The organism is Seohaeicola nanhaiensis (genome assembly GCF_042654245.1).
GTDB lineage: Bacteria > Pseudomonadota > Alphaproteobacteria > Rhodobacterales > Rhodobacteraceae > Seohaeicola_A > Seohaeicola_A nanhaiensis.
On record NZ_JBHSGI010000024.1, the window covers coordinates 495,076 to 517,905 of the forward strand.

Genomic DNA, 22,830 nt, shown 5'->3' on the forward strand with positions numbered 1-22,830 from the left:
CGGAAATTCAGATGAGGGCGTGGGACTTTGAATTGCGATGTCAACGGCCAGTTTTCTTCCTGTAATCCGGCTGAAGGCCAAGGAACTTGGGCTGGTCTGGCGGCGGCCCTGCGCCGGTTTGGCATGGCCGCGGGGCTGGCGCTGATCTGTGGGGCGACGCCGGCACTGGCCACCAGCTATCTCTGCGCATTCACGCCGCACACGATGAACCGGACAATTCCCGAGGCTGTATTTCTGGATTTGGACAAGGCGAAAATGATCGCAACTGTCTACGATTCCCGGATCAAATACGTCTACAAGAAACCGCTGGAAGTTCCATTTACGGAAGTCGGCGCTGGACGTTATCGCCTATCCTGGCGCGTTGACCATCTTCCGTTCCGGGGCAACAAGAGCGGCAGCGTCATCTATACGATGAATTTCAGGGAGTCGTAGCTGACGGCCACGCTCAGGCTTGTGGTGGTCGGATATGACAACGAAGACAGCGGCTCGGGCAAATGCAAACCGGTGAAACCGAAGAAGTGAGATCAGCTTCGGGCGGCGCGGCGCCGGAACCTTGGCCCGATACCTCGCGTTTACGCTAAGTGACTTGACGCTGGCGCTTTACGCGCTCAGTTACGTCATGGGAAATTCACCACCGACCGAAGGGGGCCAACATGGCTTTTTCACTACCTGATCTTCCTTATGCACACGACGCCCTGGCCGAGAGCGGCATGTCGAAGGAGACCTTGGAGTATCACCACGACATTCACCACAAGGCCTATGTCGACAACGGCAACAAGCTGATCGCCGGCACCGAGTGGGAAAACAAGTCGCTGGAAGAGATCATCACCGGCACCTACAAGAAGGACGCCGTGGCGCAGTCGGGCATCTTCAACAACATCAGCCAGCTCTGGAACCACAACCAGTTCTGGGAAATGATGGCCCCGGGCGGCACCAAGATGCCGGGCGAGCTGGAAAAGGCGATCACCGACAGCTTTGGCTCGGTCGCCAAGTTCAAGGAAGAATTCGGCGCCGCTGGCGGCGGGCAATTCGGGTCGGGCTGGGCCTGGCTGGTCAAGGACAAGGACGGGTCGCTGAAGGTCACCAAGACCGAGAACGGCGTGAACCCCCTGTGCTTCGGTCAGACCGCGCTGCTGGGCTGCGATGTGTGGGAACACTCCTACTACATCGACTTCCGCAACAAGCGGCCGGCCTATCTGACCAACTTCCTCGACAACCTGGTCAACTGGGAAAACGTCGCCTCGCGCATGTGAGCGCTATGGTGTGACGAAGGATTGCCGCCGGCGCCCGATGGGGTTGCCGGCGGTTTTTGTTTGACTGACCTGGATGGGTGGCGATGACCGGGACGACCAAGGGTATTCTGGCGACGGTCGGGACCTTCCTGATCTGGGGGTTTTCGCCGCTCTATTACAAGATGCTGGTGCATGTGCCGGCGGCCGAGGTGATGGCGCATCGGGTGATCTGGTCGCTGGTCTTCTTTGCCGCGCTGCTGGCGGTGCAGGGGCGGCTGGGCGAGGTGCGGGGCGCGCTGAGGGGGCGGCGTCAGGTGGCGATCGTGGTTGCCGCCTCGGTGCTGATCTCGGTCAACTGGTTCATGCTGATCTATGCGACCCAGATCGACCGCGTGACCGAGCTGAGCCTGGGCTATTACATCTATCCGCTGGTGGCGGTGCTGGCGGGGCGGTTTCTTTACGGTGAGCATCTGTCACGGTTGCAGGTCGCCGCGGTGGCGATGGCCGGGGCGGCGGTGGCGCTGCTGACCTGGGGGCTGGGCGTGCTGCCCTGGATCTCGCTGTCGCTGGCGGTGACCTTCGGGTTGTACGGCATCCTCAAGAAAGGGTTGCCCGTCGGGCCGGTCGTCTCGGTCACGGCCGAGGTGGTGGTGCTGATGCCGGTGGTGGCGTTGCTGCTGTTTGCCGTCTACCGCGAGGGCGCGGGTCATTTCGGCGGGTCGATGGCCGATACGCTGCTGCTGATCGGGGCCGGGCCGATGACCGCGACTCCGCTGATCCTGTTCAGCTATGCGATCCGCCGCGTGGCGATGTCGACGGTGGGGCTGATGCTGTACATGAACCCGACGCTGCAGTTCTTCTGCGCGGTGGTGCTGTTCGGCGAGCCGTTCACCCGCTGGCACGCGGTGGCCTTTCCGGCGATCTGGCTGGCGCTGGCGCTGTTCACCTGGGAGGCGCTGCGCCAGGATCTGGCGGCGCGGCGGGCGGTGGCGCGGGCGGCGGAGAGTTCCTAGCCCCTGAGGAGCGCGATGGTGTCTTCGGGGGCGGCTGCGACCTGGAACAGCCCGGCGAGCGAGGCATCGGCAAAGCCCTGGTCGATCACATGGTCGATCAGGCGCAGGAGCGGATCCCAGTAGCCTTCGACGTTCAGGATCACGATGGGTTTGGCGTGCAGGCCAAGCTGCGCCCAGGTCAGCACCTCGAAGAGCTCGTCGAGCGAGCCGGCGCCGCCGGGCAGGACCACGACCGCATCGGCGTTCATCAGCATGACCTTCTTGCGCTCATGCATCGTCTCGGTGACGATATAGCGGGTGAGGTCGGTCTTGCCGACTTCCCAGGCGACGAGGTGGGCCGGGATGACCCCGAAGGTGTCGCCGCCGGCGGTCTGCGCGGCGCGGGCAACCTCGCCCATCAGGCCGACGTCACCCGCGCCATAGACCAGCCGCCAGCCTTCGGTGGCGAGGGCGGCGCCGAGCGTGCGCGCGGCCTGGGCATAGGCCGGCATTGCTCCGGCGCGGGATCCGCAATAGACACATACGGATTTGACGGACATGGGCGGGCCTTTCAACGATTTTTCGGGGAAACACAGAGGTGTTTTGACCGGTGATAGCGCGGTTGCTAGACTAGCTCAACTCTGCGGCCCGGGGGGCGGGCCCATTCTGGGGACAATAGCTTATGGCAGGCCAGATCGGCGGCATCGGGACGACGGGACTTGCGGCTTTGGCGGTGGGGGCGGTGGCCCTGATCGGCGGCGGTGTGTGGTATGCCGGACGGGTGCCGGCGGTGGTCACGGAGCCGGCGGCGGTGGCGACTGTGGAGCCTTCGGCGAAGCCTGAGCCTGAGGCCAAGGCCGAGGTGCAGCCCGAGGCGAAGGCCGAGGTCGCGCCGCCGGTGGCCACGCCCGCGCCGGCCTTCGATGTCGTGCGGGTGGAGCCCGATGGCAGCGCGGTCATCGCGGGCAGCGCCGCGCCGGGCGCGCGGGTGGTCTTCCTGATGGACGGCACCGAGGTGGGCGAGGCCAAGGCCGACGCGCAGGGCAAGTTCGCCGCCGTGCTGGCGCTGGATCTGGGCACGGCGCAGCATGTGCTGTCGATGATGTCGGAGACCGGCGGCGACAAGGTCGCCTCGGAGGAACAGATCATTCTTGCGCCGGTCGCCGAGCCGGATGTGAAGGTGGCGGAGGCGGAGACGACCGCGCCTGCGGCGGATCCGGTGGCAAGCGCGGAGGAGTCCGGGACGGTGACGGAGGCGGCCGCAAAGCCCGAGGTTTCGACCGAGACGGTGGCGGATGGGACTGCGGCCAAGCCGGACGGGACGGCTGTGGCGGATGGGACTGCGGCCAAGCCCGAAGGGACCGTGGTGGCGGATACGGTGCCGGCCAAGCCCGAAGGGACCGTGGTGGCGGACGCGGCTGCGCCTGCCACGCCGCAGGTCGCTGACGCGCCTGCGCCGGGTGTGGCGGAGCCGAAGGCCGAGGCGGTTGCCACGGCTGAGCCTGTTGCGACTGCCGAGGGGACCGCGACCCGCGTTGCCGAAGCGGCTGAGGCCGGGACGTCTGGCCAGGGTGCTTCGCAGGTGGCAGAGGCCGATGCGGCGAAGGTGGCGGATGCTTCGGACGGCGCAGCGGCGCAGGTTTCCGGAACGGCGGAGGCCGGTGTGGCGAAGGTTGCCGAGGCGGCGGAGAGCGGGGCTGTGAAAGCGGCTGGAACGGCTGGCTCGGATGATGCGGGAACGGCGGCACCGTCGGAGGTCAAGCCCGTGGCCGAGAGCGCCACGGTGACGGCTGAGCCTGCGAAACCGGCGGAGAAGGTGGAGGCTGCCGAGGCTCCTGCAACGGATGCTGCGAAACCCGTCGAGACTGTGGCCGAAGCGCGGCCCAGGGTTCCGGTGCCGACTCTCTCGGATCAGGCCAGCGCGCCGCAGGCGCCTGCGGCCGGGGGTGAGGCCTCGGGGCTGGGAACGCGGACCGCCGCGCCGGTGCAGACGCCGGTGGCGACCTCGGTTGCGGTGCTGAAGGCGACGAAGGATGGGGTGGAGGTGATCCAACCCGCGACGCCCGAGCGGCCCGAGGCAATGGAGCAGATCGCGCTGGACACGATCAGCTATTCCGAGGCGGGCGAGGTGCAGCTTGCCGGCCGGGCCGGCGGTCAGGCGACCGTACGGGTCTATCTCGACAACAAGGCGGTGGCCGATATCGGAGCGGATGCAGGCGGCCAGTGGAAGGGCGAACTCAGCGGGATCAAGCCCGGCATCTACACCCTGCGGCTGGACGCGCTGAACGCGGGCGGCGAGGTGGTGAGCCGGCTGGAGACGCCGTTCAAGCGCGAATCTCCAGAGGTGCTGAACCCGCCGGCGCAGGAGAACATGCCCGACCAGGCGCCGGTGATCCGGGCGGTGACGGTGCAGAAGGGCGACACCCTGTGGGCCATCTCGCGCGAGCGCTATGGCGACGGGGTGCTGTATGTGCGGGTGTTCGACGCCAACCGCGACAGCATCCGCGACCCGGATCTGATCTATCCCGGGCAGGTCTTCTCGATCCCCTGAGTGGTGGCGCGCTCTGGTAAATCCGCGGGCGCGCCCGTATGTCAGGGACGCGCAGCGCGGAAAACAAGATGACAGGCAAGGACAAGGACACCTCGCAGGAGCGCCGCTCGGCGCTGAGCATCCTTCACAAGGTGTCGCCCTACCTTTGGCCGAGCGACGACCGGGGGCTGCGCATTCGCGTGGTGGTGGCGCTGGCGCTGCTGGTGGTGGCCAAGCTGATCGCGGTCTATACGCCGGTGCTGTACAAGCAGGCGGTGGACAGTCTGGCCAAGGACGGGGTGCCGGCGCTGGCGCTGGGCGCGGTGGGGCTGACGGTGGCCTATGGCGTGGCGCGGGCGTTGAACGTCGGGCTGCAGCAATGGCGCGACGCGCTGTTCGCGCCGGTGGCGCAGCGGGCGCTGCGCAAGCTGGCGCTGGAGACCTTCCGCCACATCCATCACCTGTCGATGCGCTATCACATCAGCCGCAAGACCGGCGGGCTGAGCCGGATCATCGAGCGCGGGGTGAAGGGCGTCGACTTTCTGCTGCGCTTCCTGGTGTTCAACGTCGGGCCGCTGGTGCTGGAACTGGCGCTGGTGGCGATCATCCTCGCCTGGCTGTTCGGGGTCTGGTACCTGGTCATCGTGGCGGTGACGATCGCGATCTATGTCTGGTTCACCTTCAAGGTGACCGAATGGCGCGTGAAGCTGCGCCGCGAGATGAACGATCAGGACACCGACGCCAACCAGAAGGCGATCGACAGTCTGCTGAACTATGAGACGGTCAAGTATTTCGATGCCGAGGAGCGCGAGGCGGCGCGCTATGACGTGGCGATGGCAGCCTATGAGAAGGCGGCGCTGCTGACGGCCTATTCGCTGGCCTTCCTGAACGGCGGGCAGGCGGTGATCATCACCGCCGGGCTGGTGGGCGTCATGGTGCTGGCGGCGATGGGCGTGCAGGCCGGGGCGCTGACGGTGGGCGATTTCGTCATGGTCAACGCCTACATGATCCAGATCACCGTGCCGCTGAACTTTCTCGGCACGGTCTATCGCGAGATCCGGCAGGCGCTGATCGACATGGGCGACATGTTCGAGTTGCTGGAACAGCCGCAGGAGGTGCAGGACAAGCCCGGCGCCGCGGATCTGCGGGTCGAGGGCGGCGAGATCGTGCTGGACGACGTGCGCTTTGGCTATGACCCCGACCGGGTGATCCTGAAGGGCGTGACGATCCGGGCGGGCGCGGGCGAGAGCGTGGCCATCGTGGGCGCGACCGGGTCGGGCAAGTCGACCATTGGGCGGCTGCTGTTCCGGTTCTACGACGTGACGGGCGGGGCGCTGCGGATCGACGGGCAGGATGTGCGCGACGTGACGCAGGCGAGCCTTCATGCGGCCATCGGGGTGGTGCCGCAGGACACGGTGCTGTTCAACGACACCATCCGTTACAACATCGCCTATGGCCGCGCCGGGGCAAGCCAGGACGAGGTCGAGGCGGCGGCGCGGGCGGCGCAGATCCACGATTTCATCGTGTCGCTGCCACAGGGCTATGACACCCAGGTGGGCGAGCGCGGGCTGAAGCTGTCGGGCGGCGAGAAGCAGCGGGTGGGCATCGCACGGACGCTGCTGAAGAACCCGCCGATCCTGCTTCTGGACGAGGCGACCAGCGCGCTGGACACCGAGACCGAGCAGGAGATCAAGGCCGCGCTGGACCGGGCCGGGCAGGGGCGCACGGTGATCACCATCGCGCACCGGCTGTCGACGGTGATGGAGGCGGACCGGATCGTGGTGCTGGAGGCGGGCGAGGTGGTCGAGCAGGGCTCGCACGCGGAACTGCTGGCCAAGAACGGGCGCTATTCGGTGCTGTGGAACCGCCAGCAGATGGAAGACGACGCCGCCTGAGGCGGGCACTGGAAATGCGTCGTGCGCGATGCCATGTTGATCGGGCAGGAGGCGCGGCATGAAACGCTCGATCCCATCGCCCTATGGCCCGCTGGTCGTGACCGTCGAGGACGGCGCGCTGACGCGGCTGACCTGGAGCGGGGTGCGGCACGCGGACGAGGATCCGCTGCTGCTGGAAGCCGAGGCGCAGCTGGCCGACTATTTCGCGGGCGCCCGGCAGGGCTTTGATCTGCCGCTGCGGGTCGAGGGGTCGGAGTTCCAGCGCGCGGTCTGTGCGGCGATGCTGGCGATCCCCTACGGGCATACGCGCACCTATGGGCAGATCGCGCGGGACCTGGGTGCGCCGGCGCAGGCGGTGGGACAGGGCTGTGGCGCCAATCCGCTGCCGATCGTCATTCCCTGCCATCGCGTGCTGGGGGCCAACGGGTTGGGCGGTTTTTCGGCGCAGGGCGGGATCGAGACCAAGGTGGCGCTTCTGCGTCACGAGGGGGCGGCAGGGCTGCTGATATGACGCAGATCAAGGCCGCCGGGGCGGCAGGCCCCTAGCCTGAACAATGACTTACACTTCGGGAAGGAGAACCCCATGAGCGACCAGAAAGACCGCGCTGCCCTGAAACAGGCGGTCCGCGCCCGCATGCTGGAACTGGAAGAGGGCGAGTTGGCTGCCGCGCGCGCGCATTACGAGCGGTTCCTAGGCGAGGCCAAGCTGGACGACCGCGAGGGGCACGACAACTCGGACATCGCGGAAAGCCGCGAGAGCGCCGATCTGGCGGCGGCCTTCGACGGGCCGGTGCATACGCATCAGGCCAAGTTGGACGCCATCGAGGCGCTGGATTTTGCGGTGACGGATCGGGTCGGGCCGGGCGCGGTGGTGTCGTTCAACAAGCGCCATTTCGTGGTGGCGGTGTCGACCTCGGCCTTTGAGTGCGAGGGGCGCAGCTATATGGGAATCTCGACCCAGAGCCCGATCTACGCGGCCATCGACGGGTTGAAGAAGGGGGAGAGCTTTACCTTCAACGGGCGCAAGACCAAGCTGGACGAGGTGTTCTGAGGCCTCAGCCGCGCTGGGGGATGATCATCTGGGCGATGCCGGCGAAGAGCAGGTAGAAGCTGGTCAGCATCAGCCCCCAGTGTGCCCAGCTTTCGGGGTGGAAATCGACCCAGGCGGCCCAGCCGCCGAAGAAGGTCCAGGCCAGCGCCATCGGCAGGGTGATCACGCGCCAGCGTTCGGTGCGCACCGGATGGACGAATTTCAGCGGCACGAACATCGTGGCGGCGAGCACCGTCACGATGACGAGGCTGACCCAGAAATTGGGCTCCAGCGCGAAGATCACCAGCACGACCATGTTCCAGCAGCCGGGGAAGCCGGAGAAGGAATTGTCCTTGGTCTTCATGCGGGTGTCGCAGAAATACATGGCCGAGGCGAAGGTGATGACGATGATCGCGACCCAGCCGGTCCAGCCGTCCATCAGCCCCGACTTGAACAGCGCAAAGGCGGGGATGAAGACATAGGTCAGGTAGTCGATGATCAGGTCGAGCAGCACACCGTCGAACTGCGGGGCGTATTCCTTGACCTCGAACCTGCGCGCCAACGGGCCGTCGAAGCCGTCGACGAAGAAGGCGACAACCAGCCAGAGGAACATGAGATCCCATTTGGCATCGACCGCCGCCAGCATGGCGAGCATTGCGAAAACGGCGCCAGTGGCGGTGAAGAGGTGGACCAGGGTGGCGCGCATCTGTCGTGTCATGGGGGACTCATGCCAGCACAGGGCGGGCGATGCAAAGGGATTTCTGGCGTTTTGCCGCGCTGGCGGTTTTGGTCCGGGGGTGCCGCCGCATCAGGCGGCAGCCAGTTCTCCCAGCTTGCGCAGCGCCTCGGCGGTGTCCTTGATGTGATTCTTGAGCGCGGTGGCCGCCTTTTTCAGCATCGCGCGCAGGGTCTTGACCACGGTGAACAGGCCGCTGACCTGACCGATCCACTTGAACATCATCATCAGCACGCGGCGGAAGGTGTCGATGAGCTTGAGCAGGGGCGAGATGAGGTTCAGGCGGCTGATGAAGGCGAGGACGCTGGTCAGCAGCTTGTTGATGAAGGTGGCGATCTTCTTGAGGATGGACTTGAGCCGGGCGACGATGGCGGCGGGGCTGGCGGCCTTGGCGATGAGCTTGAGCGCCCTGGCGAGGGACTGGAGGATGGCCTCGATCTCGGCCAGCAGGGGCTCGGCCCGTTCCAGCAGGTCGTTGGCTGCCTTTAGGAAGGCGTCGACCGTCTGCTTGCCGACGACGGAGATGAACTGGGTCAGGCCCTGGCCAATCGCCTTGATCAGGTTCTTGAGGAAGCTGACCATGGTCTTGAGGTTGGACTTCAACGTTTTCTGCAGATCCTGGAACCAAGACTGGAGTCGGTCGAGGGTGTCCTGAACCGGGGCGAGGGGGGAGTTGGATTGCGGCATGGGTAGAATCCCTTTGGTGAAAATATGGACCCCGGGGCAGGCCCGGGCGGCCGGAAAATTCGGCTGTGGACAGGGTGCGGGCAGATTGACGTTGGGTCAAGTGAGAATGGCGCCTCGTAGGGTTGGATGTCCTCGTGCGGCGCCACAGGTTGCTGTAGGCTTGTGTCTGGAGGCGAGATGATCCGACTGATTTCCTTGTGCGTGGTGCTGATGAGCGCCCTGGCTGCGGTGCCGGCGCTGGCCGGGCCGGTGCCACCCTGCGCGGGCGGCGCGGTGGTGCCGGGTTTTGCCGGGCAGGGGCAGGCCCCGCGCGTGGGAGTCTGGGAGAACGAGACGCTGCGCCTCGGCGGCGGCTGTCAGGCAGAGCTGAACGGCAGGGCGCGGCTGGTGGTGGCGCTGGCGGGGCGGTTCCGGCATTCGGGCGGGGTAGAGGATCTGGCGGCGCGGGTCGGGGCGGTGTCGAAGCTGGCCGGTTTGCAGTATTGGTCGGGAAGCGAGGGGCGCTGGCGCGAGCTGTTGTCGGATGCCTATGCGGTGACGGAGGGCAAACGCGCCAATCGGCGGGCCGATTTCTCGGCGGCGGAGGTGCTGAGCGGCCGGGTGCTGCTGCTGGCACAGAACGACACGCGGTCGTCCGGTGCGAACGTCTATGCGATGCGGGCGGTGTCATCGTCGCCGGATGCGCTGACGGTGACGCTGGTAAACCGCGACAGCATCCGGTTGCTGCTGGTTCAGCTGTTCGGGCCGGGCGATCTGGTCACCGCCCAGTTCTTTCAGAGGCTGGGCGGCGACGAATGGGGGTTTTACAGTCTGACCGTGGTGCGCGACGGGCCGGTGGAGGGCAAGCAGTCGTCCTTCATCAACCGCGCCGCGGCCTATATGCGTCTGTTCACCGGGCAGGACCCCGTCGGGGCCCCGCCCGTCGCACCCTGAGGGGTCAGCGCCAGCCGAGGGCCGGGGCGACGTGGGTCAGGATGCTTTCCAGCACGTGGGCGTTGTAGTCGACGCCCAGCATGTTCGGGACCGTCAGCAGCAGCGTGTCGGCCTCGGCGATGGCGGTGTCCTTCTTCAACTGGTCGATCAGCCGGTCGGGTTCGTCGGCATAGCCGCGCCCGAAGATGCCGCGGAAGTTGTCGATGTGGCCGATCTGGTCGCTTTCCTTGCCGCCGCGGCCGAAATAGGCGCGGTCCATGTCGTTGGTCAGCGCAAAGATCGAGCGGCTAACCGAGACGCGGGGCTCGCGGCTGTGCCCGGCCTCTTTCCAGGCCTCGCGGAAGGCCATGATCTGCTTGGTCTGCTGGATGTGGAAAGGCTCGCCGGATTCGTCGACCTTGAGCGTCGAGCTTTGCAGGTTCATGCCCATCTTGCCGGCCCAGACCGCGGTGGCGTTCGAGGCCGAGCCCCACCAGATGCGGTCGCGCAGGCCTTCGGAGTGCGGCTCCAGCCGCAGCAGGCCCGGCGGGTTGGGGAACATCGGGCTGGGGTTGGGCTGGGCGAAGCCCTGGCCTTCGAGGTGGCTGAGGAAGATTTCGGCGTGGCGGCGGGCCATGTCCGAGCCATCCTCGCCCTCGGCGGGCGCATAGCCGAAGTGGCGCCAGCCGTCGATCACCTGCTCGGGCGAGCCGCGGCTGATGCCGAGTTGCAGGCGACCACCGGAGATGAGGTCGGCGCTGCCCGCGTCCTCGATCATGTAGAGCGGGTTTTCATAGCGCATGTCGATGACGCCGGTGCCGATCTCGATTTTCTTTGTGCGCGCGCCGACGGCGGCGAGCAGCGGGAAGGGCGAGGCGAGTTGGCGGGCGAAGTGGTGGACGCGGTAATAGGCGCCGTCGACGCCGAGGTCTTCCGCCGCCTCGGCCAGTTCGATGGATTGGGTCAGGGTGTCGCCGGCGGTGCGCAGGGGCGAACCGGGTTCGGGATTCCAGTGCCCGAAGGACAGAAAGCCGATCTTCTTCATCTGATGTCTCCGCAAATCGGGGCGCGCACGGGGGCGCGGTTGTGTCTTAGGTAGGGGTTTGCGCGGCGCGCGCCAATCTTCGCCATCGCGCAAGGCCTGTTTCCTTGCGCGCAGAGGGGGTCGTCAGGCGCGGGGGTGGGCCTTGTCGTAGACCTCCATCAGCCGCGCGGTGTCGACGGCGGTATAGGCCTGGGTGGTCGAGAGCGAGGCATGGCCCAGCAGTTCCTGGATCGCGCGCAGGTCGCCGCCGGCGGCGAGGAGGTGGGTGGCGAAGGAGTGGCGCATCGCGTGGGGCGTGGCGCTGGAGGGCAGGCCGAGCTGCATCCGCGCCTTCGCCATCACGTCCTGGATCAGCCGCGCCGAGAGCGCGCCGCCGCGCACGCCGACGAAGAGCGGGCCGCTGGCGGTCAGCACATGCGGGCAGAGGCGCAGGTAGGCGTCCACCGCGTCGCGGGCGGCGGCGATCACCGGCACCGGGCGTTCCTTGCCGCCCTTGCCGCGGATGCGCAGGACGCCGGGCAGAGGCGCGTCGGCGCCGGTGAGGCCGAGCGCCTCGGATATCCGCAGGCCGCAGCCGTAGAGCAGCGTGACCACGGCGGCGTCGCGGGCGGCGACCCACGGGGTTTCGGATTGCAGCTCGACCCGGTCGATCATGGCCTGGGCGGCGTCCTCGGCCAGCGGGCGGGGCAGCTTGTTGGTGAAACGGGGCGAGCGGGCGGAGAGGATCGCGGTGATCTCGATCCCCTCGCGCTCGGCCAGCCAGCGCATGAAGGTCTTGACCGCCGAGAGCTTGCGCGCGAGCGAGCGGGGCGAGAGCCCCTGCGCGCGGGCATCGGCCATCCACGCGCGCATGTCCGAGACGCCGATGCGTTCCAGCGCGGCGAGGCCCTGCGGTTCGCCCTTGTGCAGCGTCATGAAGCCGAGGAAGCCCGCGACATCGCCGCGATAGGCCTCGATCGTGTTCTCGGCGCTGCCTTCCAGCGCGCGCCGCGTGTCCAGCCAGCGGGCGAGCGCGTCGCTTGCGGCGGGGGAGATCGGGGTCACGACAGCCAGTGCCGCATCGTCCGCTCGAACACGCCCGCGAAGAACGCCAGCAGGTCGGTGCCCTGATTGGGGGCGAACTGATGCGGATCCTCGGCACCCATGGCGAGCATTCCGGGCAGGCGGCCCTTGCCGAAGTCGAGCCGCAGGAGCGCTTCGGAGCGGACCCAGTCAGCGGCGTCGCCGTGCACGGCTTCGGACCCTTCCTGGGTCTGGCGCAGGACGACGGCACGCGGCGGACCGCCGCGGCCGAGGCTCATGTAGCGGTCGATAAAGCCCGGTTCGGCGACGGTGAGCACCGAATGCAGCCGTTCGACGGCCGGATCGTCCTTGCCTTGGGCGGTTTCCAGCAGGAGGGTGATCTTGTCGATCTGCAGGATCTCGGCCACGTCGCCATCGAGATTGCGCAGGAACTCCTCGAAACCGGTCGGGTCGAGCATCCGCAGGATGGCGCGGTGCACCTGATTGGTGCCGGCGAGGTTTTCGTAGGCGGCGGCAATCACCGAGCGGTGGGTGTCTTCCAGCCGGTCGAGCCGGGTTTCCAGACGCTCCATCACGATGCCGCGCAGGTCCACGACATTGTCGCCCATCGTCTTTTCATTGGCCGCGATCAGGGCGTTCATCAGGTCGTGATCGTCAAGGATTGCGTAGGGCTTGGCCAGAATCGCCGACCGCACCGTGTCTTCCAGTTTCGCGCTGCTGCTCATGCCTGTCTCTGCTTTTTTTGTTGCCGAGGTCTATAGCACGGGTTTTTGCGAATGCTCCCGGAAAAGTGCCGGCGGAGGGATTTTTGCCCTTCCTGTGGCGCGTTGGCAGGCAGGTTGAGGAGACGCAAAGGGCGGAAGGCCGTCGCCCCCCGCCCTGGCAGAACATCGTCGTCCTGCCGCGTCGTTCCTGTGTGGCCTGCGGTCAGAGAATGGTCTGTCCGGTCTTGGCCCAATCCTTGAGGAAGGTGTCGAGACCCTTGTCGGTCAGCGGATGGCTGGCCAGCGCCTTGATCACCGCCGGGGGGGCGGTCACCACGTCGGCGCCGATCCGGGCGGCCTCGGTGATGTGGTTGACGGTGCGGATTGAAGCGGCGAGGATCTCGGTGCGGAACCCGTAGTTGTCGTAGATCGTGCGGATGTCCTGGATCAGCTGCATCCCGTCGATGTTCACGTCGTCGAGCCGGCCGATGAAGGGCGAGATGAAGGTCGCCCCGGCCTTGGCGGCCAGCAGGGCCTGGTTGGCCGAGAAGCAGAGCGTGACGTTGACCATGTAGCGCTCGCCCGTCAGCACCTTGCAGGCCTTGAGGCCATCCCAGGTGAGCGGGACCTTGATGGCGATGTTCTCGCCGATCTTGGCCAGTTCGCGGCCTTCGGCGATCATGCCCTCGGCGTCGAGCGCGATGGTTTCGGCCGAGACCGGACCATCGATCATGCGGCAGATTTCCTTGGTCACTTCCTTGATGTCGCGTCCCGACTTCATGATGAGCGAGGGGTTGGTCGTCACGCCGTCGACCATGCCGAGGTCGTTCAGTTCGGCGATCGCATCGATCTCGGCGGTGTCTACGAAGAATTTCAATTGGGCCTCCTGTATCTGGGTGGCGCTTGCGCTTGGCGCTGTGTTAGCGCATGCCGGTTGGACTTGAAAGTAGCATGACCCCGTTTTGGAGAGCGCACATGATTTCGATCTCATGGCCTGGCCATCGCTTGGCGGCGCGCCTGTTTTGCCGGGTGTCGCGGCGCGGCGTTCACGCCGCCTGAACCGGGGGGCGGCGCCATGGACATCTACCGCCTGAGTGAACGAGCCATGGCGATGGACGATGCCGCCTGGGCGCGTCATGCGCATCCGTTCAGCGTTTATTCGCGCTTTGCCGTGCTACCGCTGCTGGCGCTGGCGATCTGGAGCCGGGTCTGGCTGGGGATCTGGGCGCTGGGGCCGGTTCTTCTGGTGCTGGTTTTCACCTTTCTGAACCCGCGCCTGTGTACGCCGGTCGAGGGGCCGCCCGCTGGCTGGGCCGGCAAGGGGACGGCGGGCGAGCGGCTGTGGCTGGCGCGTCGGGAGCGCGCGGTGCCGGCGCGGCATGTGGTGCCGTGCCACTTGCTGTCTGGCGTCGCGGTTCTGGGGTTGGTTGTCTATGCGGTCGCGCTGTGGCGGCTGGACGCGGGGCTGCTGCTGGCCGGCCTTGCCCTTGCCATGGGCGGCAAGGCGTGGTTCGTCGACCGCATGGTCTGGCTCTACGAGGATATGCGGGGGGCGGCGCGCGATGGTTGAGCCGCCGACATTCTATCCCGAGGGCGCGCTGGTCGGCGTGCTGACGACGCAGCCGCTGGACCGGCCGCTCGACTACAAGGCGCCCGAGGGCGGCTGTTTTCTGGGCGCCTTCGTCGAGGTGCCGCTGGGGCCGCGCCGGGTGCTGGGCGTGGTCTGGGGGCCGGGGCGGGGCGATTTCGACCTGGCCAAGGTGCGCCCCGTCACGCGGGTGCTGGATGCCGCGCCGATGCGCGAGGAGATGCGCGTGTTTCTGCGCCGGGCCGCCGATTACACGCTGACACCGATGCCGGCGATGCTGCGACTGGCGACGCGGGCGCCGGGCCTGGGCGACTCGCCGTCGATGCGCAAGGTCTACCGGCTGGGGGACCGTGCGCCGGATCGCCTGACCGAGGCGCGCACGCGCGTGCTGGAAGTGCTGCGCGACTATGGCGGGCTGGCCTTCACGCTGTCGGAACTGGCCGAGATGGCGGGGGTGACGAGTTCGGTCGTCAAGGGGCTGGTCAAGCTCGGCGCGGTGGCCGAGGAGGACAGCCCACGCGACATGCCGTTTCCGTTGCTGGACCCGGAGCTGCCTGGCAAGGCGCTGACCGAGGATCAGGCGGCGGCGGCCGAGGTGCTGCGCGCCGGGCTGCGGGCCGGGGGCTATGGCACGACGCTGCTGAAGGGCGTGACCGGGTCGGGCAAGACCGAGGTCTATCTTGAAGCCGTGGCCGAGGCGCTGCGCGTCGGGCGGCAGGCGCTGGTGCTGCTGCCCGAGATCGCGCTGACGGCCGAGTTCACCAAGCGGGTCGAGGCACGGTTCGGCGCACGGGCGGCCGAGTGGCATTCGGGCGTCACCATGACCGAGCGGCGGCGCACCTGGCGGATGGTGGGCGAGGGCGCGGCGCAGCTGGTGGTCGGCGCGCGCTCGGCCCTCTTCCTGCCTTTCCGCGATCTCGGGCTGATCGTGGTCGATGAGGAACATGACACCTCGTACAAGCAGGAGGACGGGGTCCTTTACAACGCGCGCGACATGGCGGTGCTGCGGGCCTCGATCCTGGGGGCGCAGGTGGTGCTGGCCTCGGCCACGCCGTCGCTGGAGACCTGGGCGAATGCAGAGGCCGGGAAGTATCGCCGGCTGGAGCTGACGTCCCGGTTCGGGGAGGCGGTGTTGCCGGCGATGACGGCCATCGACATGCGGGCCGAGCAGCTGGAGGCAGGGCGGTGGGTCTCGCCCACGCTGCGGCGGGCGGTGCAGGCGCGGCTGGAGAAGGGCGAGCAGGCGCTGTTGTTCATCAACCGGCGCGGCTATGCGCCGGTGACGCTGTGCCGGGCCTGCGGGCAGCAGATCGGCTGCGATCATTGCGACGCGCGGATGGTGGAGCACCGGTTCCTCAAGCGGCTGATGTGCCACCAGTGCGGCGAGACCAAGCCGATGCCGACCGTCTGCCCCTCCTGCGGGGTCGAGGGCCGGCTGGCGCCGGTGGGGCCCGGGGTCGAGCGGCTGGCCGAGGAGGCGGCGGCGGTCTTTCCCGAGGCGCGGGTGGCGGTGCTGTCGTCGGATCTCTTCGGTTCGGCCCGGGCCTTGAAGGCGCGGATCGAGGAGATCGCGGCGGGGGGTGCGGATATCGTCATCGGCACGCAGCTGGTGGCCAAGGGGCACAACTTTCCGCTGCTGACGCTGGTCGGGGTGATCGACGCCGATCTTGGGTTGCAGGGGTCGGACCTGCGGGCGGCGGAGCGGACGTTCCAGCTGATGCGGCAGGTTTCGGGCCGGGCGGGGCGTGCGGACCGGGCGGGGGAGGCGATGCTGCAGACCCACCAGCCCGAGCATCCGGTGATCCGGGCGATCCTGGGCGGCGACGAGGAGGCCTTCTGGCGGGCCGAGGCGCGCGAGCGCGAACAAGCGGGCGTGCCGCCCTATGGGCGGATGGCGGGGATCATCCTGTCGGGGACGGATGTGGCGCAGGTCTTCGATCTGGGCAATGCGCTGGCGCGGGCCGACGGGCCGCTGCGCCAGATCGGGGCGCGGGTCTTCGGGCCGGCGCCGGCGCCGATCGCGCGGGTGCGGGGACGGCACCGGGTGCGGCTGCTGGTGAAGGCGGCCAAGGGCAGCCCGCTGCAGGACGCGCTGGCGCGCTGGATCGCGTCGTTCCGGCTGAAGGGCGACCTGCGGCTGGCGGTGGATATCGACCCGCAGACCTTCTACTGATGGCGTCCCAGCTAGGACGGGGGGTCATGTCTATGATTTTGCTTGAAAATTTGCGAGTGACGTTTTCCGGCGTGGAAAACGGCCCGATGTCCTGAAGGATGTCGTCAGCGCGGGGTCGGGCTAGGACGGGCCTGGGGCTGATCGACCAGGGCGTCGGTGACAACCGCGCCGACCCACATGCAGAACAGCGCGAGCCAGGCCGTGGCGACGAAGATCGAGCCGCCGGTGACGCCGGCGCCGATGGCGCAGCCGCCGGCCAGCATCCCGCCGAACCCCATCAGCGCAGCGCCGATCATCGCCTTGCGCATGGTGGCGGGGCCCTCGAAGCCCTCGAAGCGCAATTCGCGGGTGAACAGCGCGGCGAGGAACGCGCCGAGCACGACGCCGGGGACGAGGCCCACGTCGAAGTCGAGCAGGGCGGTGCGGTCGAGAAAGAACATCAGCGTATGGGCCGAAGGGCCGGTGAAGGTGGCGCTTTCGATCTGGACCGGGTCGAAGGCGACCTGGGCCAGCGCCGAGGTGAGCGCCCAGCCGACGGCGACGGCGAACCCGACGCCCGAGGCGAAGACCAGCCGCGCCGCGCCGATGCGGTTGATCCGGGCGAGGGTCAGCGCCAGGGCGGCGATGGCGAGGCCGAGCAGCAGGCCGGAGACATCGGGCAGGCCGAGGGCGGCGATCAGGTCGACGTTGCGCCCGCCCGGCGTGATCCAGAGCGCGGCGAGGCGGTCGCGCCAGGGCGCGAGCAGGCCGCCGAGGCTCATCTGCGCGACCACGGCGAAGATCAACCCGGAGACGACCGAGCGCAGGTTGCCGGTGGAGGCCAGCACCAGCAGGCGGCCGGAACAGCCGCGCGCGAGCACCATTCCGGCGCCGAACATCAGGCCGCCGATCACCGCGCCCGACCAGCTGCCGGGCACCGCCATCATGCGCGCCTCGTTGACGTTCAGCAGGCCGGCAAGGCGGGCCGCCTGGACCCAGACCAGCGCGGTCGAGAAGGTCAGCAGCCAGACCGCGACCGAGGGGCCGAGGCCGCCGCGGGCGAATTCGACGGTGGCCGCGCGGAGGCAGAAGCGCGAGCGCTGGGCCGCGACGCCGAAGATCGCGCCGGTGATCAGGCCGAAGAGCGCCGCAGTGGGCGCTTCGCCGATGCGGTCGACGAGGGCGACCAGATCCATGCCGTGCTCCTTCACGCATTCCGTGGCTGGAATGTATGTGCGGGAGGTGGCGGCGGCCTTGATCCAGATCATCCGAGGGGCTGGCGAATTGCTCTCGCCAAGGTTCGGCAACGGGCGTATGTGCGATTCCCATGTCGAGACTGGTTCGCCTTGCCGATGCCGCCGCCCTGCCGTTCTGGCGCAGGCCGCTGACGCTGCTCTTCGTGATGGCCATCGGGATGCCGATCGCCTTTCACGCCTGGAACGCGCTACTGAACAACTTTGTCATCGAGGTCGCGAATTTCGACGGCGCCGATATCGGGCTTCTGCATTCGGTGCGCGAGATTCCGGGGTTTCTGGCGGTCGGGGTGATCGTCGTGCTGCTGGTGGTGCGCGAGCAGGTGCTGGCGATGATCTCGCTGATGCTGCTGGGGGTGGCGACGGCGTTCACGGCCTGGTTCCCGTCGCTCGGCGGGCTGCTGTTCCTGACCTTCCTGTCCTCGGTCGGGTTCCATTATTACGAGACGGTCAACCAGTCGCTGCAGCTGCAATGGCTGCCGAAAGGGCGGGCGCCGCAGATTCTAGGATGGATCCTGGGCGCGGCCTCGGCCAGCACGCTGGTGGTCTATGTGCTGATCGCGCTGACCTGGGAGACGTTCGGCCTGACCTACAACACCGTCTTCATGCTGTCGGGCGGGGCGACGGCGGCGATCGCGCTGTTCTGCCTGCTGGCCTATCCGCAGTTCGAGGCGCCGCATCCGCAGCTGAAGACCTTCGTGCTGCGCCGGCGCTACTGGCTGTATTACGCCTTGCAGTTCATGGCGGGCGCGCGGCGGCAGATCTTCATGGTCTTCGCCGGGTTCATGATGGTGGAGCACTTCGGGTTCGAGGTGCACGAGCTGACCGGGCTGTATATCGTCAACCTGCTGATCAACATGCTGGCGGCGCCCTTCATCGGGCGCGCGGTGGGGCGGTTCGGCGAGCGGCGGACGCTGATGGTGGAGTATTCCGGGCTGGCGATGGTCTTCCTGATGTATGGGGGCGTCTACTGGTTCGGCTGGGGCGTGGTTATGGCGGCGACGCTTTACGTGATCGACCATATCTTCTTTGCGATGGCGCTGGCGCTGAAGACCTATTTTCAGAAGATCGCCGATCCGGGAGACATTGCGCCGACGGCGGCGGTGGCTTTCACGATCAACCATATCGCCGCGGTCTTCCTGCCGGCGGCGCTGGGGCTGCTGTGGGTCGTCTCGCCTTCGGCGGTGTTCCTGCTGGCGGCGCTGATGGCGCTGACCTCGCTGGGGCTGGCGTTGCTGATCCCGCGCCATCCGGAGCCGGGACGCGAGACGATCTTCGCCGGGCTGATCGCCGAGCCCGCGGAGTGAGGTGACACCCATGCAGGGCCGTTTCGTCACCGGGTCCACCATGGGCCATATCGTGCGGATGACGATGACGGGGACGCTGGGGATCACCTTCGTCTTCCTGGTCGACGCGGCGAACCTGTTCTGGATTTCGCAACTGGGAGACCCGCGGCTGGTCGCGGCCATCGGCTTTGCCTTTGCGATCCAGTTCTTTTCGGTCTCGATCGGGATCGGGTTGATGATCGGGGCGATTGCGCTGATCTCGCACGGAATCGGGGCGGGGCAGCGCGAGTTGGCGCGGCATCGGGCAAGCGGAGCGGCGGTGATCGCCTGCCTGATCCAGGCGGTGGTCGCGGTGCTGATCGTCAGCTTTCGCCACCAGATCGTCGATGCGACCGGGGCGAGCGGCGAGACGGCACGGCTGGCGGCGCGCTATCTGGCGATGTCGGTGCCGTCGCTGCCGATCATGGCTGTGGCGATGATCGCCAACGGATCGCTGCGGGCGCATGGCGATGGGGCGCGGTCGATGGTGGTCACGCTGACCTCGGGCGGGGTGGCGATGGTGGTGGATCCGCTGATGATCTACAGCCTGGGCATGGGGCTGGACGGCGCGGCGCTGGGCGTCGTGGTGTCGCGCTGCGTGATGCTGCTGATGGCGCTGCGGTTCGCGGTCTGGACGCATGACCTGCTGGCGCGGCCGCGCCTGAGCGACCTGCGCGAGACGCTGGCGCCCTATATGACCATCGCCTTTCCGGCGATCCTGACGCAGCTGTCCACGCCGGTGGGCAATTACCTGATGACCCATGTGATGGCGCAGTTCGGCGACGATGCGGTGGCGGCCTGGGCTGTGGTCGGGCGGATGACGGTGCTGGCCTTTGGCGGGGTGATGTCGCTGTCGGGCGCCATCGGCGGCATTTTCGGGCAGAACTGGGGCGCGCATCAGTATGGCCGGCTGCGGCTGGTCTATCGCGACGCGATCCTGTTCGGGCTGGTCTATACGCTGGTGACCTGGGGGCTGCTGGTGCTGGCCGGGCCCGCGGTGAGCGCGGGATTCGCGCTGAGCCCGCAGGGGGCGGAGGTGCTGCGCGCCTTTACCCATGTGGGGGCGGGCGGGTTCATCTTTGCCGGCGCGCTCTTCGTGTCGAACGCGGCCTTCAACGCGCTGGGCAAGCCGGCGCGGTCGACCCTGACCAACTGGGTGCGCGACGGGGTGCTGACGCTGCCGCTGGCGCTGTGGCTGGCGGGCGCCTTCGGCGCCTCGGGCGTGATCTATGCCCAGGCGGCGGCGAGCTTTGCCGTGGGGACGCTGGCGGCCTGGTGGGGCTGGCGCTTTGTGCGCGGCTTTGGCGCGGATGTGCCGGGGCCGGTTGATCTTCCGCCCACGCGGCCCTATCCGCATGTGGACCGTTTCCGGAGACGCTGATGACCACGACCTATACCGCGCTGACGACCCTGACCGGCAAGGCCCCCGCCGAGGCGCTGGGCGAGGCGATGGAGGCGCTGACTCCCGAGCCGACCGGCGTCGGGGTCTTCGAGATGGAGGATGGCTCGGGCCTGTGGGAGGTCGGCGGCTATTTCACCGAGGCGCCCGACGAGATCGCGCTCGCGCTGCTGGCGGCGGCGCATGGGGCAAAGCCCTTCACCGTGTCGGAAGTGCCCGAGACCGATTGGGTGGCGCATGTCCGGCGCGAGCTGGCGCCGGTGGTGGCGGGGCGGTTCTTTGTCTACGGCAGCCATGACGCCGACAAGGTGCCCGCCGACGCGGTGCCGCTGCTGATCGAGGCGGCGATGGCCTTTGGCACCGGGCACCATGGCACGACACTGGGCTGTCTCAAGGCGCTGGACAAGCTGGCGGGCGAGGGGTTCGCGCCGGGCGCGGTGGCCGATATCGGTTGCGGCACGGCGGTGCTGGCGATGGCGGCGGCGCGGGTCTGGCCGGACGCGACGGTGGTGGCGAGCGATATCGACCCGGTGGCGGTCGAGGTCGCGGTGTCGAACCTGCGCGCGAACGGGATGGAGGGCGCGGTGGAGTGCCTGGAGGCCGCCGGGTTCGGCCATCCCGGCCTGAGCGCGGCGGCGCCCTACGATCTGATCTTCGCCAATATCCTGAAGGGGCCGCTGATCGCCCTGGCGCCCGACCTTGCGGCGAATCTGCGCCCGGGCGGGATCGTGATTCTGTCGGGGATTCTGGCCGATCAGGCGGATGAGGTCGCCGGGCATTATTCCGATGCGGGGATCAATCCACTGGAGCGCGGGCAGATTGGCGACTGGATCACGCTTGTGGGCCAGAAAAACGCCTGATCCCGGCTCGATTCCGACCCGCTGAAGGGGTTTTGCCGTATTCTGGCCGAAATCCCTCTTTATCTCACGCTATCCGCTGGGGGGATGAGCGAAGAGAGCGCAAGATGAGTTCTGGTCACTTGGAATTCGAATCCCGCATCCGCCGCCTGCTGCGCAAGCACACGGCCATGACCCAAGGCTATACCACCCGAATGCGGCCCGACGGATTGATCGTCGCCTATCCGCGCCGCGCGCCGCGGCCGCTTTCGGGGCGGGCCATCGTGATGTTTCTCGGGGCCTTCGTGCTGTTCAAGGGCGTCATGGTCGTGAACCTGGGGCCTGTCGCCTATGACGAGAAGGTCGACCGGCTGGGCCAGGGCAGTCTGGTGGAACAGGCCGGCGCCTTTGCCATGCAGGCCGATCCGCTGACCGCGCTGGTGGCGCAAAAGCTGGAAACCGTGCTGAGGTAAGCATGTCCGTGTCGATGGAGAGGGTGTTGTCTGCCCGAAGGGCGAACGGTAGTGTCGCTGTTGACGTCGGGCAAAGGGCAGACATGACCATTCGATCAGCAGAGCCCGGCGATGCCGCCGGGATGGGCCGCGTCGCGCGCGAGATCGCGGCTGCGACAGGGCGCACGCGACCCTGCGGCGTGGACTACATGCTGAGCCACTATATCCACCATCCCGACCGGATCCTTTGCTCGGTCGCGGTGGATGCCGATGGCACGATCCTGGGATTCCAGTCGCTGAAGCTGGCACCGGCCGGCAATTCCAATGGCGTGGCGGAGGGTTGGGGCATGATCGGCACTCATATCAGCCCGCAGGCGGCGCGCCGGGGCATCGGCAAGGCGCTGTTCGCCGAGACGCTGGCCGCGGCCCGGCAGGCGGGGGTGGAGCGGATCGATGCGACCATCGGCGCGGCGAATATCGGGGGGCTGGCCTATTACGAGGCGATGGGGTTCCGGACCTACCGGGGGAACCAGAGCGCGGTCTGCAAGGTGTTCGAGGTGGGCGCGGCCTAGGGTCTGCGCAGGATCTTCTCCATCGCCTTGCCCCTGGCCAGTTCGTCGATCAGCTTGTCGAGATAGCGGATTTCGCGCATCAGCGGGTCTTCGATCTCTTCCACCCTGACGCCGCAGACCACACCCTTGATCAGGGCGCGGTCGGGGTTCAGCGCGGGGGCTTCGGCGAAGAAGGTTTCGAAATCGGTCTTGTCGGCGATGCGGGCCGCGATCTCTGCGTCGCTGTAGCCGGTGAGCCACCGCAGGATTTCGTCCACCTCGGCCCGGGTACGGCCCTTGCGTTCGGCCTTGGTGACGTAAAGCGCATAGACCGAGCCGAAACTGGTCGTGAAGATGCGATGCTTGGTCATGCCGCCGTCCTCCTGCGTGTTGAGATAGCACGGATGGGGAACGGGGCGAGCGAGACTTGAAAAAGGAAAACGCCGGTGTGACCGCAGCCACCCGGCGTTTTTCTCTGTCCCGATCCG

The 22,830-nt window shown here is 67.6% G+C and carries 24 protein-coding genes; 15 read left to right on the plus strand and 9 right to left on the minus strand.

Annotation, left to right across the window (positions count from 1 at the left end; translation table 11 throughout):
- Positions 1-27: 27 nt before the first annotated feature.
- The 3 genes from ACFO5X_RS16885 (at position 28) to rarD (ending at position 2,245) form a co-directional block, all read left to right on the plus strand.
- Entirely contained in the window at positions 28-432 is a 405-nt protein-coding gene (locus tag ACFO5X_RS16885) for a hypothetical protein (protein WP_380719035.1), read from the plus strand.
- Positions 433-653: 221 nt separating this feature from the next.
- The gene (locus tag ACFO5X_RS16890; RefSeq protein ID WP_380719036.1) at positions 654-1,253 is read left to right on the plus strand and encodes a superoxide dismutase; all 600 of its coding nucleotides are present in this window, start codon (positions 654-656) and stop codon (positions 1,251-1,253) included.
- 83 nt (positions 1,254-1,336) lie between these two features.
- On the plus strand, positions 1,337-2,245 hold the full coding sequence (rarD, locus tag ACFO5X_RS16895; RefSeq protein WP_380719038.1) for an EamA family transporter RarD: 909 nt from the start codon (positions 1,337-1,339) through the stop codon (positions 2,243-2,245).
- Here rarD and ACFO5X_RS16900 read toward each other — a convergent pair.
- Positions 2,242-2,784 carry an LOG family protein gene (locus ACFO5X_RS16900; RefSeq protein WP_380719041.1) on the minus strand — a complete coding sequence of 181 codons (543 nt, stop codon included), beginning with the start codon at positions 2,782-2,784 and terminating at the stop codon, positions 2,242-2,244. The genes rarD and ACFO5X_RS16900 overlap by 4 nt on opposite strands.
- Positions 2,785-2,906: 122 nt before the next feature.
- Between ACFO5X_RS16900 and ACFO5X_RS16905 the strand changes: the two genes are divergently transcribed.
- From ACFO5X_RS16905 to ACFO5X_RS16920, 4 genes are all read left to right on the plus strand, one after another.
- Complete coding sequence (locus ACFO5X_RS16905; protein ID WP_380719043.1) at positions 2,907-4,775, plus strand: LysM peptidoglycan-binding domain-containing protein; 1,869 nt, start codon at positions 2,907-2,909, stop codon at positions 4,773-4,775.
- A 68-nt stretch (positions 4,776-4,843) separates the two neighbouring features.
- Positions 4,844-6,649, plus strand: a complete 1,806-nt coding sequence (locus ACFO5X_RS16910) for an ABCB family ABC transporter ATP-binding protein/permease (protein ID WP_380719046.1) — start codon at positions 4,844-4,846, stop codon at positions 6,647-6,649.
- 58 nt (positions 6,650-6,707) lie between these two features.
- Complete coding sequence (locus ACFO5X_RS16915) at positions 6,708-7,160, plus strand: methylated-DNA--[protein]-cysteine S-methyltransferase (RefSeq protein WP_380719048.1); 453 nt, start codon at positions 6,708-6,710, stop codon at positions 7,158-7,160.
- Positions 7,161-7,232: 72 nt separating this feature from the next.
- Positions 7,233-7,700: a hypothetical protein gene (locus ACFO5X_RS16920; RefSeq protein WP_380719050.1), complete on the plus strand. Its 468-nt coding sequence runs from the start codon at positions 7,233-7,235 to the stop codon at positions 7,698-7,700.
- Between the two features lie 4 nt (positions 7,701-7,704).
- On the opposite strand, the gene ACFO5X_RS16925 is transcribed toward ACFO5X_RS16920, so the two are convergent.
- Positions 7,705-8,397 (minus strand): CDP-alcohol phosphatidyltransferase family protein, encoded by a 693-nt coding sequence (locus ACFO5X_RS16925; RefSeq protein WP_380719052.1) that lies wholly within the window; start codon positions 8,395-8,397, stop codon positions 7,705-7,707.
- 90 nt (positions 8,398-8,487) lie between these two features.
- Positions 8,488-9,102 (minus strand): hypothetical protein, encoded by a 615-nt coding sequence (locus ACFO5X_RS16930; RefSeq protein ID WP_380719054.1) that lies wholly within the window; start codon positions 9,100-9,102, stop codon positions 8,488-8,490.
- A 177-nt stretch (positions 9,103-9,279) separates the two neighbouring features.
- Between ACFO5X_RS16930 and ACFO5X_RS16935 the strand changes: the two genes are divergently transcribed.
- Positions 9,280-10,035 carry a DUF6675 family protein gene (locus ACFO5X_RS16935; RefSeq protein WP_380719056.1) on the plus strand — a complete coding sequence of 252 codons (756 nt, stop codon included), beginning with the start codon at positions 9,280-9,282 and terminating at the stop codon, positions 10,033-10,035.
- 4 nt (positions 10,036-10,039) lie between these two features.
- On the opposite strand, the gene ACFO5X_RS16940 is transcribed toward ACFO5X_RS16935, so the two are convergent.
- The 4 genes from ACFO5X_RS16940 to fsa form a co-directional block, all read right to left on the minus strand.
- Positions 10,040-11,059 (minus strand): LLM class flavin-dependent oxidoreductase, encoded by a 1,020-nt coding sequence (locus tag ACFO5X_RS16940; protein WP_380719058.1) that lies wholly within the window; start codon positions 11,057-11,059, stop codon positions 10,040-10,042.
- 123 nt (positions 11,060-11,182) lie between these two features.
- Complete coding sequence (locus tag ACFO5X_RS16945; protein WP_380719060.1) at positions 11,183-12,103, minus strand: tyrosine recombinase XerC; 921 nt, start codon at positions 12,101-12,103, stop codon at positions 11,183-11,185.
- Positions 12,100-12,807, minus strand: coding sequence for a DUF484 family protein (locus ACFO5X_RS16950; protein ID WP_380719062.1), 708 nt, complete (start codon positions 12,805-12,807; stop codon positions 12,100-12,102). Before ACFO5X_RS16950 ends, ACFO5X_RS16945 begins: the two co-directional genes overlap by 4 nt.
- Positions 12,808-13,009: 202 nt before the next feature.
- Entirely contained in the window at positions 13,010-13,663 is a 654-nt protein-coding gene (gene fsa, locus ACFO5X_RS16955; RefSeq protein WP_380719064.1) for a fructose-6-phosphate aldolase, read from the minus strand.
- A 198-nt stretch (positions 13,664-13,861) separates the two neighbouring features.
- On the opposite strand from fsa, the gene ACFO5X_RS16960 reads away from it, so the two are divergent.
- Both ACFO5X_RS16960 and ACFO5X_RS16965 read left to right on the plus strand, forming a co-directional pair.
- Positions 13,862-14,356, plus strand: a complete 495-nt coding sequence (locus tag ACFO5X_RS16960; RefSeq protein WP_380719068.1) for a DUF6653 family protein — start codon at positions 13,862-13,864, stop codon at positions 14,354-14,356.
- Positions 14,349-16,547 (plus strand): primosomal protein N', encoded by a 2,199-nt coding sequence (locus tag ACFO5X_RS16965; protein WP_380719070.1) that lies wholly within the window; start codon positions 14,349-14,351, stop codon positions 16,545-16,547. Before ACFO5X_RS16960 ends, ACFO5X_RS16965 begins: the two co-directional genes overlap by 8 nt.
- 104 nt (positions 16,548-16,651) lie before the next feature.
- Here ACFO5X_RS16965 and ACFO5X_RS16970 read toward each other — a convergent pair whose 3' ends face one another.
- Positions 16,652-17,722 carry a YeeE/YedE family protein gene (locus ACFO5X_RS16970; RefSeq protein ID WP_380719072.1) on the minus strand — a complete coding sequence of 357 codons (1,071 nt, stop codon included), beginning with the start codon at positions 17,720-17,722 and terminating at the stop codon, positions 16,652-16,654.
- 131 nt (positions 17,723-17,853) lie between these two features.
- On the opposite strand from ACFO5X_RS16970, the gene ACFO5X_RS16975 reads away from it, so the two are divergent.
- From ACFO5X_RS16975 to ACFO5X_RS16995, 5 genes are all read left to right on the plus strand, one after another.
- On the plus strand, positions 17,854-19,086 hold the full coding sequence (locus ACFO5X_RS16975) for an MFS transporter (protein ID WP_380719075.1): 1,233 nt from the start codon (positions 17,854-17,856) through the stop codon (positions 19,084-19,086).
- Between the two features lie 10 nt (positions 19,087-19,096).
- Positions 19,097-20,485 carry an MATE family efflux transporter gene (locus tag ACFO5X_RS16980; RefSeq protein ID WP_380719077.1) on the plus strand — a complete coding sequence of 463 codons (1,389 nt, stop codon included), beginning with the start codon at positions 19,097-19,099 and terminating at the stop codon, positions 20,483-20,485.
- Positions 20,485-21,363: a 50S ribosomal protein L11 methyltransferase gene (locus ACFO5X_RS16985; RefSeq protein WP_380719079.1), complete on the plus strand. Its 879-nt coding sequence runs from the start codon at positions 20,485-20,487 to the stop codon at positions 21,361-21,363. Before ACFO5X_RS16980 ends, ACFO5X_RS16985 begins: the two co-directional genes overlap by 1 nt.
- Before the next feature lie 104 nt (positions 21,364-21,467).
- Positions 21,468-21,812 (plus strand): hypothetical protein, encoded by a 345-nt coding sequence (locus ACFO5X_RS16990; protein ID WP_380719081.1) that lies wholly within the window; start codon positions 21,468-21,470, stop codon positions 21,810-21,812.
- Between the two features lie 83 nt (positions 21,813-21,895).
- On the plus strand, positions 21,896-22,363 hold the full coding sequence (locus ACFO5X_RS16995) for a GNAT family N-acetyltransferase (RefSeq protein WP_380719083.1): 468 nt from the start codon (positions 21,896-21,898) through the stop codon (positions 22,361-22,363).
- Here ACFO5X_RS16995 and ACFO5X_RS17000 read toward each other — a convergent pair.
- Positions 22,360-22,713 (minus strand): DUF2200 domain-containing protein, encoded by a 354-nt coding sequence (locus tag ACFO5X_RS17000; RefSeq protein WP_380719085.1) that lies wholly within the window; start codon positions 22,711-22,713, stop codon positions 22,360-22,362. The genes ACFO5X_RS16995 and ACFO5X_RS17000 overlap by 4 nt on opposite strands.
- Positions 22,714-22,830 lie beyond the last annotated feature (117 nt).